At 66.1% G+C, this 11,562-nt stretch carries 10 protein-coding genes; 4 read left to right on the top strand and 6 right to left on the bottom strand.

Annotation, left to right across the window (positions count from 1 at the left end; all coding sequences use genetic code 11):
* Nucleotides 1–79: 79 nt before the first annotated feature.
* Nucleotides 80–1,114: an amino acid ABC transporter substrate-binding protein gene (locus ACILRC_RS04215; protein WP_395668102.1), complete on the bottom strand. Its 1,035-nt coding sequence runs from the start codon at nt 1,112–1,114 to the stop codon at nt 80–82.
* 265 nt (nt 1,115–1,379) lie between these two features.
* Nucleotides 1,380–2,417 carry an NADP-dependent oxidoreductase gene (locus tag ACILRC_RS04220; RefSeq protein WP_395668103.1) on the bottom strand — a complete coding sequence of 346 codons (1,038 nt, stop codon included), beginning with the start codon at nt 2,415–2,417 and terminating at the stop codon, nt 1,380–1,382.
* A 137-nt stretch (nt 2,418–2,554) separates the two neighbouring features.
* Between ACILRC_RS04220 and ACILRC_RS04225 the strand changes: the two genes are divergently transcribed.
* Nucleotides 2,555–3,295 carry a 2OG-Fe dioxygenase family protein gene (locus ACILRC_RS04225; protein WP_395668104.1) on the top strand — a complete coding sequence of 247 codons (741 nt, stop codon included), beginning with the start codon at nt 2,555–2,557 and terminating at the stop codon, nt 3,293–3,295.
* Here the strand turns inward: ACILRC_RS04225 and ACILRC_RS04230 are convergent.
* The 4 genes from ACILRC_RS04230 to ACILRC_RS04245 form a co-directional block, all read right to left on the bottom strand.
* The gene (locus ACILRC_RS04230) at nt 3,258–4,499 is read right to left on the bottom strand and encodes an NAD(P)H-dependent flavin oxidoreductase (RefSeq protein ID WP_395668105.1); all 1,242 of its coding nucleotides are present in this window, start codon (nt 4,497–4,499) and stop codon (nt 3,258–3,260) included. The two genes, ACILRC_RS04225 and ACILRC_RS04230, sit on opposite strands and share 38 nt — an antisense overlap.
* Before the next feature lie 92 nt (nt 4,500–4,591).
* Nucleotides 4,592–5,779 (bottom strand): beta-ketothiolase BktB, encoded by a 1,188-nt coding sequence (gene bktB / locus ACILRC_RS04235; RefSeq protein WP_395668106.1) that lies wholly within the window; start codon nt 5,777–5,779, stop codon nt 4,592–4,594.
* Between the two features lie 120 nt (nt 5,780–5,899).
* Nucleotides 5,900–7,648, bottom strand: coding sequence for a single-stranded-DNA-specific exonuclease RecJ (gene recJ / locus ACILRC_RS04240; protein ID WP_395668107.1), 1,749 nt, complete (start codon nt 7,646–7,648; stop codon nt 5,900–5,902).
* Entirely contained in the window at nt 7,645–8,613 is a 969-nt protein-coding gene (locus ACILRC_RS04245; RefSeq protein ID WP_395668108.1) for a hypothetical protein, read from the bottom strand. The genes recJ and ACILRC_RS04245 overlap by 4 nt, the downstream gene beginning before the upstream one ends.
* Nucleotides 8,614–8,680: 67 nt before the next feature.
* Between ACILRC_RS04245 and ACILRC_RS04250 the strand changes: the two genes are divergently transcribed.
* From ACILRC_RS04250 to ACILRC_RS04260, 3 genes are read left to right on the top strand one after another with little or no spacing between them, the layout of a single operon-like run.
* Nucleotides 8,681–9,952, top strand: a complete 1,272-nt coding sequence (locus ACILRC_RS04250; RefSeq protein WP_395668109.1) for a lipoprotein-releasing ABC transporter permease subunit — start codon at nt 8,681–8,683, stop codon at nt 9,950–9,952.
* A complete protein-coding gene (gene lolD / locus ACILRC_RS04255) occupies nt 9,945–10,724 on the top strand; it encodes a lipoprotein-releasing ABC transporter ATP-binding protein LolD (protein WP_395668110.1) in 780 nt (259 codons plus the stop codon). The genes ACILRC_RS04250 and lolD overlap by 8 nt, the downstream gene beginning before the upstream one ends.
* Nucleotides 10,708–11,556: a TatD family hydrolase gene (locus tag ACILRC_RS04260; protein WP_395668111.1), complete on the top strand. Its 849-nt coding sequence runs from the start codon at nt 10,708–10,710 to the stop codon at nt 11,554–11,556. Before lolD ends, ACILRC_RS04260 begins: the two co-directional genes overlap by 17 nt.
* Nucleotides 11,557–11,562: the final 6 nt, after the last annotated feature.

Below are 11,562 nucleotides of genomic sequence, written 5' to 3' on the forward strand. Positions count from 1 at the left end.
CAACCGGGTTGAGCTGCGCAATAGAAAAGGGGCCGGGCAACCTGGTTGCACCCGCCCCTTTTGGTTCAGTGCCTACGGATTAGCGCACCGGTGGTGCGTACTGGATACCGCCCTTGCTCCACAGGTTGTTCAGGCCACGTGGCAATTGCAGCGCAGACTTGGGGCCCACATTGCGCTCAAAGATTTCACCGTAGTTGCCGGTGGCCTTGATGGCGCGTGCCAGCCATTCCTTGTCCAGACCCAGCAGCTTGCCGGTGTCTTCGGTGGAGCCCAGCAAGCGGCCCACGACGGGGTCTTTGCTATTGGCTTTTTGCTCGTCCACGTTGGCCGAGGTCACACCGTACTCTTCAGCTTCCAGAAGACCGTAGATCACCCACTTGACGATGGTGGTCCACTCGTCGTCACCACGGCGCACCATCGGGCCCAGGGGTTCCTTGGAAATCAGGTCAGGAAGAATGACATGGTCGGCGGGGTTCTTGGCGACCTTGTTGCGGGTCGAAGCCAAACCGGATGCGTCGGTGGTGTACGCCACGCAACGGCCGGAGAAGTACGCGCCTTCAGCCGCTTCGAGCTTCTCGAACACCACAGGCTTGATGTTCAGGTTGTTGGCTTTGGAGTAGTCGGTCAGGTTCTTCTCGGTGGTGGTGCCGGATTGGACGCACACCGTTTGGCCCTTGAGCTGCTTGGCGCTCTTGATCTTCTTGTTCACCGGAACCATGAAGCCTTGGCCGTCGTAGTAGGTCACGGCGGTTTGGGTCAGGCCCAGGGAGGCGTCACGGGTGAGGGTGAAAGTGGTGTTGCGCGACAGCACATCGATCTCACCGGACTGCAGGGCGGTGAAGCGCTGTTGGGCGTTGAGGGGCACGTACTTGACCTTTTCTGCATCGCCCAGGACGGCTGCGGCGACCGCACGGCACACATCCACGTCCAGACCGGTCCACTTGCCGCTGGAGTCGGCTGCCGAGAACCCGGCCAAGCCGGTGTTCACGCCGCAAACCACTTGACCACGGGCCTTGATGGCGTCCAGGGTCTTGCCGGCAAATGCTGGCGTGGCCGCCAAAGTGCCAACTGCTGCGACCAGTGCTGCAACTGTTTTCAAAGTGTTCAATTTCATGTATCGGTGCTCCGGTTAAAAAAATATGCCCCAGTTCCGTGACTAAGCCGCCTCAGGATGGTGCAAGCCCGTGAATGTAGCGGCCCCATCAAGACGACTAGCTCAGGGTTTACTCTTGCTTCTCATGCAAAAAGAACATGAACTAATTCGGCGGTCAGGGCCATGCATGCCTGGGCATGCATAGGCTGAGCAGAAAGCGTGCCAGGCCGCCGATCGTGGCGGCCCGGGTCGGGCGCTGCTGGGGGCGGCTCAGACCGCGCCGCGTTCAAGCCTCTGCGACTTGCAGCACCAGCTTGCCGAAGTTTTCTCCCTGAAACAGCTTGAGCAAGGTCGTCGGGAACTGGTCCAGACCGATGACGATGTCCTCTTTGCTTTTCATGCGGCCTTCGCGCAGGTAGCCAGCCATTTCGGCCACGCCCACAGCGTAGCGGTCGGCGTAGTCGAACACCACGATGCCTTCCATGCGCGCCCGGTTCACCAGCAGGCTCAGGTAGTTGGCCGGGCCTTTGACGGGCGTGGTGTTGTTGTACTGGCTGATGGCTCCGCAGATCACGATGCGCGCCTTGCGGTTGATGCGGGTCAGCACCGTGTCCAAAATGTCGCCGCCGACGTTGTCGAAATAAATGTCCACGCCCTTGGGGCAATGGGTCTTGAGCCCCTCGCGCACCGCGCTGGGGCTGGCCTTGTAGTCGATGCAGGCATCGAAGCCGAGCTCTTGCACCACCCAGTCGCATTTGGCCTGTCCCCCGGCAATGCCCACCACCCGGCAGCCCTTGATCTTGGCGACCTGGCCCACAGTCTGGCCCACCGCACCGGCGGCACCGGACACCACCAAAGTCTCACCGGCGCGGGGCTGGCCTACGTCCATCAGCCCAAAGTAGCCGGTCATGCCGGGCATGCCCAGCACATTGAGCCACTGGCTCAGGCTGCCCATTCGCAGATCGATCTTGGTCAGGCCGCTGCGCGCGATGTCGGACGGCGCCAGCGCCAGGTACTCCTGCACGCCCAGACCGGCGCTGACCATGTCGCCCACCGCGTAATCGGGGTGGCGCGACGCGATCACCTGGCCGACGCCACCGGCGCGCATCACCTCGCCGATACCCACCGGTGCGATGTAGCTTTTGCCCTCGTTCATCCAGCCGCGCATGGCGGGGTCGATCGACAAGGCCAGGGTTTTGATCAGCAGACCGCCCTCGACGGGCTCCGTCACCGGGGCGGTGGTGTGGCTCCAGTCGCTGGCTTGGGGGAGACCGACCGGGCGTGCGGCAAGGCGAATCTGGTGGTTGGTGGTGGGTAGCGGCATGGGCTTGTGAACCAGGGGTTGAACAGGCACGCATCGTAGCCTGCGAGCGCAGCATGCGGCAACGCTCGCTGGGCCGCTGTGTCACGCCAGCGACTGCGTTGGCACCGACCGATAATGGCCAACCACTTACGACCGCTATGACCGCGCCATTTCCTCCCCCGTTTTTGTCCGATCCCACCCACCTTGCCGCCACCTTGGCGCGCCAAGGGTTTGCGGTGCTGGGTGCCGAGCAGGCCGCATCGCTGGCCGGCGTGGACCAGACGAGCTTGCTGGCTTGGCGCAGCTATTGGAACGACCTGCCACCGGACGGGTACTTGCGCGACGGCGGGCGCTACCGGCGCCGTCGCCACAGCTGCTTTGTGCTCGACGGTGGCCAGGTGCAACAGGTGCCGCACCGGGCGCATTGGCAGCCGGTGGCCTACAACGCTTTGCATGGGGGCATGCAGCGCCATTTCGAGCCGATTGCAGATGCCATGCTGGGCCAGGCTGCCTGGTCGGAACTCTTGGCCTGGCTGGGCCGTGTGGCCAGCACACTCAAGGGCGCGCAGCCTTGGTACACCGAGGCCCACCAGTTCCGGATCGACACCACCGACGGCATTGGCCGGCCCACGCCCGAAGGCGCGCACCGCGACGGTGTGGACTTGGTGGCGGTGTTCATGGTCGACCGCTTTGGCGTCAAAGGCGGCGAAACCCGGGTGTTTGAAGCCGACGGTCCCAGCGGCCAGCGCTTCACCCTCAGCCAGCCATGGTCAGTGCTGCTGCTTGACGACGCCCGCGTCATCCACGAGTCCACCCCCATCCAGCCGCTGCAAGCAGGCGGCTACCGCGACACGCTGGTGGTTACGCTGCGTGCGGGTGGGTTTCAAGCGGCGCAGTAGCGCCGGGCGTGAGCAGGTGCTGCACCAAAGCGCTGACGCTTTGAATTTGCGATCCAAACGGCAGCCGCCCCGCGCCCCGAAAGAACAGCCCCTTTTTGACATCGCCGCGCAGCGCGGCAGCCAGCTGGTTGTCGATGCAGAACTGCCCCCAGCCGGGTAGGCCGTCGCGCAGCCCGCACTGCGCCAGGCAGTCGAAGCTTTTGGTGCAACGCGACTTGGCATGCGCCACCGCTTGCAGCTTGGGTTCGAGCTTGAGGTAGGCGCGTAGCCAGGGCGTGCCCACGGCCCTTGCTGGCAGCCCCGCCACGCTGGTGAACTCCACCATGTCCTCTGCGCCAGCCTCGGCGAGCACGCGCTTGAACTCCGCATGGGCGTCGCTCTCTTGCGTCACGGCGAACGCGGTGCCCAGCTGCACGGCGTCGGCGCCCAGCGACTGCAGCCGCGCAATGTCCTCAAAGCTGCCGATACCGCCGGCTGCTACCAGCGGTATCTCGCGCTCCAGGCCGGCATCTTTCAAAAAGGCCCGCACCTGGGGCAAGGCGTTGGCAAATTCAAAGCGCGGATCGTGCAGATCGGCAATGCGTGCAGCGCCCAAATGACCGCCCGCCAAGCGCGGGTGTTCGATGACGATGGCGTCGGGCAGGCGCTTTTTTCGCTCCCATTTCTTCACCACCAACTGCACGCCGCGCGCGTCCGACAAGATGGGAATCAAGAGGGCTTGGGGATGCTCGCGCGCCAGGTCGGGCAGGTCCAGCGGCAAGCCCGCGCCCACCACTACCGCATCGATGCCGCACTCCAGTGCCTTGGTCACGCTGGCGGCGTAGTCGCTGATCGCACGCATCACATTGATGGCCAGCAGGCCCTTGCCTTGGCTGCGCGCACGTGCTGCTGCGATCTCGCGGCCAATGGCCTCCAGATTGGCCCGGTTGATGCCGGTCTTGGCCTCGTCGCCGGGATGCAGGTCGCGGGTTTGTTCCATCAGGTCGGGGTGGTGGCGGCGCAGGTCCACCGCCGACAAGGTGCCCACACCACCCAATGCGGCCACGCTGCCAGCGAGCCGGTTGCCCGAGACGCCAATGCCCATGCCACCTTGCACAATGGGCAGCAGGGTGCGGTCACCCAAACGCAAAGGACGCAAGCCGCTGCGGCGCAGCCAATCTTGCGCGTGGGCAGGAACGGTGGAGTCCAGGCTGGGAGTGATCATGTGCGCGCCCCGAAAAAAGCAAAAAAGCCAACCGCCCAGCTTAGAGCGCGGTTGGCTTTGCGTATTGCTTTAGGTCAAGACCGCGCCAATGCTCAGGCCTGGCGTTCAAAAATCGCGGCAATCCCCTGGCCACCGCCGATGCACATGGTGACCAGCGCATAGCGTCCGCCGATGCGCTGCAACTCATGCAGGGCCTTGACGGTGATCAGCGCGCCGGTGGCCCCAATGGGGTGGCCCAGCGAAATGCCCGAACCGTTGGGGTTGACCTTGGCCGGGTCCAGCCCGAGGTCGCGGCTGACGGCGCAGGCTTGGGCGGCAAAGGCCTCGTTGGCCTCGATCACGTCCAGGTCCTGCACGGTCAAGCCGGCTTTTTTCAGAGCCAACTGGGTGGCAGGCACCGGGCCGATGCCCATGTACTTGGGGTCCACACCGGCATGTGCGTAGGCCACCAGCCGCGCCATGGGCGCCAGGCCTCGGGCCTTGGCGCTGGCCGCGTCCATCAGCACCACGGCGGCGGCGGCGTCGTTGATGCCGGAGGCATTGCCTGCGGTCACGGTGCCGTTGTCTTTGAGGAACACCGGCTTGAGTTTGACCATGTCGGCGGCGGTGCAGTTGGGGCGGAAGTGCTCATCGGTGTCAAACGCCACATCGCCTTTTTTGCTCTTGAGCATGACCGGCGTGATTTGCGACTTGAAGTACCCGCCTTCCACCGCGCGCTGGGCGCGGTTGTGGCTCTCTACCGCCGTGGCGTCTTGTTCCTCGCGGCTGATGCCCCACTTGGCGGCGATGTTCTCGGCGGTCACGCCCATGTGGATGGTGTGGAAGGGGTCGTGCAACGCGCCCACCACCATGTCCACCATTTTGGTGTCGCCCATGCGCGCACCCCAGCGGGCACTGAGCGAGGCATAGGGGCCGCGGCTCATGTTCTCGGCGCCGCCACCGATGGCGATGTCGGCGTCGCCCAGCAAGATGCTTTGGCTGGCGCTGACGATGGCTTGCAGGCCCGAGCCGCACAGCCGGTTGACGTTGAACGCTGGCGTGCCTTCGCCGCAGCCCCCCTGGATGGCGGCCACGCGCGAGAGGTACATGTCTTTGGGTTCGGTGTTGACCACATGGCCAAACACCACATGGCCCACGTCTTTGCCGTCCACGTTGGCGCGGGCCAGCGATTCGCGCACCACCTGGGCGGCCAGATCGGTGGGGGCGATGTCCTTGAGACTGCCGCCAAAGGTACCAATGGCGGTACGAACCGCGCTCACCACAACAACTTCACGGGACATGCCTATCTCCTTATCGGTGTGTAAAAAATCCCTTGGGCACTGCGCCCGGTGTCGCAAGTGTGCCCGCCCAAAGCTGCGCCGAGCTTACGGGCGGTTTGATCTGTATCAGGTGGATGCGCTTTACGCAGCGGCCTGGTCGGCGGCCTGCGCCGCTTCGACGAGCAAGCGCAGTCTGCGCACGCCGTTCCAGGCGTCGGTGTCGAGCCGGTAGGCCAGCCGGGTGTGGCGTGGCAGCGGCTCGGTGTGCCCGAACCAGATGCCGTCGATGGGCTGGCCCTGAAGCAGCAGCTTGAGTTGCAGGTGCTTCTCGGCCACCAGCCGCTGCGACACCACCTCCACCTCATCGCAAAACACCGGCGCGGCAAAGCCCTGTCCCCACACCGCCTGCTGCAAGGTGTCGGCCACATCGAGCCGCAGGTACTGCGGCTCCAGCGCTCCGTCGGTTTCCAGCCGGCGCGCGAGGGTGGCCGCATCCAGCCAAGCCTGGGCCACCTCGATGAGCGCCTGCTCAAAAGTTTCCAGGTTTTCCTCCGCCACGGTGCAGCCCGCCGCCATGGCGTGTCCGCCGAAGCGCAGCAACACCCCGGGGTGGCGCTTGGCCACCAGGTCCAGCGCATCGCGCAAATGGAAGCCTGGTATCGACCGGCCCGAACCTTTGAGCTCGTGCTCCTTGCCCGGCGCGCCGCTCGCGGCAAACACAAACGCAGGCCGGTGCAGCCGGTCTTTGATGCGCGAGGCCACGATGCCCACCACGCCCTCGTGGAAGTCGGGGTCGAACACGCACACCGCGCTGGGCGGCTCTTGGCCTTCTTCAAACAGCGAGTCCACGATTTCCATGGCCATGTCGCGCATGCCGCTCTCGATGGTGCGGCGCTGGCGGTTGATGCTGTCCAGGGCGGTGGCGAGCTCATCGGCGCGGCCGGGGTCGTCGGTGAGCAGGCACTCGATGCCCACCGTCATGTCCGAAAGCCGCCCTGCTGCATTGATGCGTGGCCCCAGCGCAAAGCCAAAGTCGAAGGTTGTTGCGGCCTGCGCGTTGCGGGCACACACCGCAAACAGGCTGGCCATGCCTGCAGGCATGGCCCCGGCGCGCACCCGCTTGAGCCCCTGGGCCACCAAGCGGCGGTTGTTGGCGTCGAGTTTGACCACATCGGCCACCGTGCCCAAAGCGACCAGCGGCAGCAGTGCGTCGAGCTTGGGCTGGCTGGCCGCATCGAACAACCCTCGGTTGCGCAGCTCGCTGCGCAGGGCCAGCAGCACATAAAACACCACACCCACGCCGCACAGCGCCTTGCTTGCAAAAGGGCAGCCGGGCTGGTTGGGGTTGACGATCACATCGGCCAGCGGCAATGCGACCCTCCCGTCGGCACCCGGTGCGCCGGGCAGATGGTGGTCGGTGACTACCACCTGCAGGCCCAGCGCCTTGGCCTGCGCTACACCGTCGATGCTGGCAATGCCGTTGTCCACGGTCATCAGCACGTCGGCACCGCGCTCGCGCACCCGGCGCGCGATGGAAGCGGTCAAGCCGTAGCCGTCGACCACCCGGTCGGGCACCAGGTAGCTGGCCTGGGTTGCCCCCAGCAGCCGCAAGCCGCGCACCGCAACGGCGCAGGCGGTGGCGCCGTCGCAGTCATAGTCGGCCACGATGCACAGGTGCTTGTTGGCCGCCAGCGCATCGGCCAGCAGTACCGCCGCTTGCTGCGCGCCCAGTAGGTCGGACGGTGGCAGCAGCTTGGAGAGTGCGGCGTCGAGTTCCTCGGGCTGGGTCACGCCACGGGCCGCGTACAAGCGCGCCAGCAGTGGGTGGGTACCAGCCTGCTCCAGCGCCCAGGCGGCGCGCGGCGCGCTGGCGCGGGTCACGATGTTCATAGGCTGTGCAACAGGGTGGAGATATCGGGTGGCGCCAGGCGCTGCAGGCAGCGCGTCCACAAGTTGGCGGGTCGCAGCGAAAAGGTTTGCGCCGCCGTTGTGCCGCACAGCGTCAGCGCAGTGTGCGCCGCCGGGCTGCGTCCCAGGGCCTGCGCACGCAGCGCAGCAATGGGGCCTTGGTCAAGCTGTTGCCAGGCTTGGCACCAGGCGCTTGCATCGTCGTGCAATGCCGCATTGCGCAGCGCATCGTGGAGTTGGGGTGCCTGCGCCAACACGGCACCTGCATGGTTGCGGGCTTCTTCGGGCAGGTCGCCAGTGCCGCTGATCCAAAAGGCGTTGATCGCTTGCGAGCCGGCGCTTGCGCGCGCTGTGTTGACGGGGTGGGTGTAGAGCAGCATTTGCATCTCGTTTTGCAGTCGCCGCAGCGGCTTGGCCTGGGACTGCCGGGGCAGCCAATCGTCGATGCGGGTGCCGCGTACCCGGTCCAGCGAGGCGGTAGGCAGATTGCGAAACACCTCGCCCTGTGCCAGCCAGGTGCCACTGCGCAGCGTGTACAGGCGGATGCCGTCCTCAGCAAAGTAGCCGCGCATAGCGTCTTGCAGCGCGTTCGACTCCGCCTCGGTCACTTGCAGGGTGGCGGGGTCGTTCATGTGCACATGGTCAGAGTGCACGACCACATGGCACAGGGTCAGCAAGGCCCAGCCGGGCCGCAAGGCATCGAGTCCGAGGTGCTGGGCTTCAGCAGCGGCCCAGGGCAGCAGGCCGTCAGGCAGGGGGGAGTTGGGCCACAGGCTGCGTGCGATGCACTGCTCGTGCAGGGGCACCAGGTCGGTGGCGTCCCCGGTGACGCGCTCGGTGGGTGTGAGCCGTGACAGCAAGGCGCGCAATTGGGGCAGGCGCAGGCCCGACAGCGCCTGGGCGGTCGCCGCCCCGGTGGGCGCGGCGTAGGGAATCACCATGTGCATGGTCGGTATTGTGGGCCATTGCGGAGCCCACGGCGGATGGTGGATGGGGCGGTGCCACAATCGACGGGTGCGTAAATTTCCCTTTGAGATCCCCTACGAATTGCGAGTCGGCTGGCGTTACACCCGCGCTGGCCGCGCCACGCGGCGCAATGCCTTTATCAACTTCATTTCCGGCGTGTCTATGCTGGGTATTGCGCTGGGTGTGGCGGCGCTGATCATTGTGCTGAGCGTGATGAACGGCTTTCAGAAAGAGGTGCGCGACCGCATGCTCGGCGTGGTCTCGCATGTGGAGGTGTACGGCGCCGGTGGCCTGCCGCTGCCCAATTTGCCGCGCACCCTGGAGCAGGCGCGCAGCCACCCGCAGGTGGTGGGTGCTGCGCCGTTCATTGCCGCGCAAGCGCTGCTGGCGCGGGGCGAGGACATGAAGGGTGTGGTGGTGCGCGGTATCGATCCGGCGCTGGAGCACGAGGTGACCGATGTTGCCGCAGGCGCGCAAGCCGATGCGCTGCTCCAGCTGGTGCCCGGCGGTTTTGGCGCGGTGCTCGGTATCGAGCTGGCGCGCTCCTTGGGCGTGCGCTTGGGTGACAAGGTGACGCTGATCGCGCCCAGCGGGCAGGTCACGCCCGCAGGCGTGGTGCCGCGCCTCAAGCAAATGACGGTGGTGGGCACCTTTGATTCTGGCCACTACGAGTACGACGCCTCGCTGGTGATGGTGCATTGGGAGGACGCCGCCCGGGTGTTCCGGCTGGAGGGGCCCACCGGCGTGCGCCTGAAGCTGCGCGATTTGCACCAAGCGCGCGCGGTGGCCTTCGAGCTAGAGCAAACCATCTCGGGCGATGTGTACATCCGTGACTGGACGCGGCAAAACCGCACCTGGTTTGCCGCGGTGCAGGTGGAAAAACGCATGATGTTCATCATCCTCACCCTGATCGTGGCGGTGGCGGCCTTCAACCTGGTCAGCACCTTGGTGATGACGGTGACTGACAAGCGCGCTGACATCGCCATCCTGCGCACGCTGGGCGCGAGCCCGGCGAGCATCATGGCCATCTTTGTGGTGCAAGGCGCGATGGTGGGTTTGATCGGCACCATCGGTGGCTTGCTGCTGGGGCTGTCGGTGGCGTTCAACATCGACGTCATCGTGCCGGCGCTGGAGCGCTTGTTCGGGGCCAGTTTTCTGCCGCAAGACATCTACCTGATCAGCCGCATGCCCAGCGACCCGCAGTCGGCCGACATCGTGCCCATCGCCCTCATTGCCCTGGTGCTGGCCTTCCTGGCCACGCTGTATCCGAGCTGGCGCGCCAGCCGTGTCAACCCTGCACAGGCCCTGCGCTATGAATGACCCACGGTCCGCCCGGCCCTCCGGTCCGGGCCCATCCTCTGGCGCCAAAGTTGGTGCCGTGTCCAGCCCCGTCTTGCTCCAATGCCGTGGGCTGACCCAGCGCTTTACCGAAGGGCGGCTGGATGTGACGGTCCTGCGCGGCATCGACCTGGAGGTGCGCCGCGGCGAGACGCTGGCCATCGTGGGCGCGTCGGGCTCGGGCAAAAGCACCTTGCTGCACCTGCTGGGGGGACTCGACACCCCCACCAGCGGCAGCGTGACCCTGTGCGGGCATAGCCTGGCCGGGCTGGATGCCGCAGCGCAAGGCCGACTGCGCAACCAACACCTGGGCTTTGTGTACCAGTTCCACCACCTGCTGCCCGAGTTCAGCGCCCAGGACAACGTGGCCATGCCCTTGACGATTCGGCGCTCCGACCCGGCCCAGGCAGCGCAGGCTGCGGCGCGCCTGCTGGCCAAAGTGGGCCTGGCCGACCGGCTGCACCACCGCCCCTCGGAGCTGTCGGGCGGCGAGCGCCAGCGGGTCGCGATTGCCCGCGCGCTGGTGACCCAGCCCGACTGCGTGCTCGCCGATGAGCCTACTGGCAATCTGGACCGCAGCACCGCCGATGGCGTTTTCTCGTTGATGCTCGATTTGGCCCGCGAGCACGGCACCGCCTTTGTGGTGGTCACCCATGACGCCAGCTTGGCAGCGCGCTGTGACCGCCAGCTGCTGCTGGTGCAAGGCCAATTGGCAGAGCCTCCTGTGCCCCACCGGGATGCTGCCGCTGGTTGACACCCACTGCCACCTGGACGCGCCGGAGTTCGGTGCCGATGCGCACCAGGTCTGGCAGCGTGCACTGGCGCAAGGCGTGCAGCACTGCGTGATTCCGGCCGTGCACGCCGCCAACTTCGACGCCGTGCGTGCGCTGGCCCACCGCAGCGGCAACAGCTACTGCCTGGGCATCCACCCGCTGTATGTGCCGCAGGCCAGCGCGCAGGACCTGCAGCAGCTGCAGGCGCAACTCCAGCTTCACCAGCACGACCCGCGTTTGGTCGCCGTGGGCGAAATCGGTCTCGACTTTTTTGTGCCGGCGCTGGCGCAGCCGGCCATGCGCGAGAAGCAAGAGCACTTCTACCGCGCCCAACTGGCCATGGCCCGCGCCTGCAGGCTGCCGGTGGTGCTGCATGTGCGGCGCTCGGCCGACCGGTTGCTCAAGTTCTTGCGCGCCACGGCCACGCCCGGGCAGGCTTGGCAAGGTATTGCCCACGCCTTCAATGGCAGCGCGGTGCAGGCGCAAGCGTTTGTGGACTTGGGGTTCAAACTGGGTTTTGGTGGCGCGTTCACCTTCGAGCGCGCGCTGCAATTGCGCCACTTGGCCACCACCTTGCCGCTGGACGTGCTGGTGCTGGAGACCGATGCGCCCGATATCCCGCCGCACTGGCTCTACACCACCGCCGCCGAGCGTGCCGCTGGTGTGCCGCCGGGGCGCAACGAGCCGGGTCAGTTGCCGCGCATCGCCGCCGAGCTGGCGCAACTGCGCGGCATCGATTTGGTCGCGCTGGCCCACGCCACCACCGCCAATGCCACGGCGGCACTGCCTAAGCTGGCCGCGCTGCTGGTATAAACCGGC

It is taken from the genome of Rhodoferax sp. (assembly GCF_044236835.1).
GTDB lineage: Bacteria > Pseudomonadota > Gammaproteobacteria > Burkholderiales > Burkholderiaceae_C > Allorhodoferax.

What these genes read in the sequence shown, in the direction of transcription:
- ACILRC_RS04215 (WP_395668102.1), bottom strand. Translation starts at nt 1,114, where the DNA reads ATGAAATTGAACACTTTGAAAACAGTTGCAGCACTGGTCGCAGCAGTT.
- ACILRC_RS04220 (WP_395668103.1), bottom strand. Translation starts at nt 2,417, where the DNA reads ATGCCGCTACCCACCACCAACCACCAGATTCGCCTTGCCGCACGCCCG.
- ACILRC_RS04225 (WP_395668104.1), top strand. Translation starts at nt 2,555, where the DNA reads ATGACCGCGCCATTTCCTCCCCCGTTTTTGTCCGATCCCACCCACCTT.
- ACILRC_RS04230 (WP_395668105.1), bottom strand. Translation starts at nt 4,499, where the DNA reads ATGATCACTCCCAGCCTGGACTCCACCGTTCCTGCCCACGCGCAAGAT.
- bktB (WP_395668106.1), bottom strand. Translation starts at nt 5,779, where the DNA reads ATGTCCCGTGAAGTTGTTGTGGTGAGCGCGGTTCGTACCGCCATTGGT.
- recJ (WP_395668107.1), bottom strand. Translation starts at nt 7,648, where the DNA reads ATGAACATCGTGACCCGCGCCAGCGCGCCGCGCGCCGCCTGGGCGCTG.
- ACILRC_RS04245 (WP_395668108.1), bottom strand. Translation starts at nt 8,613, where the DNA reads ATGCACATGGTGATTCCCTACGCCGCGCCCACCGGGGCGGCGACCGCC.
- lolD (WP_395668110.1), top strand. Translation starts at nt 9,945, where the DNA reads ATGAATGACCCACGGTCCGCCCGGCCCTCCGGTCCGGGCCCATCCTCT.
- ACILRC_RS04260 (WP_395668111.1), top strand. Translation starts at nt 10,708, where the DNA reads ATGCTGCCGCTGGTTGACACCCACTGCCACCTGGACGCGCCGGAGTTC.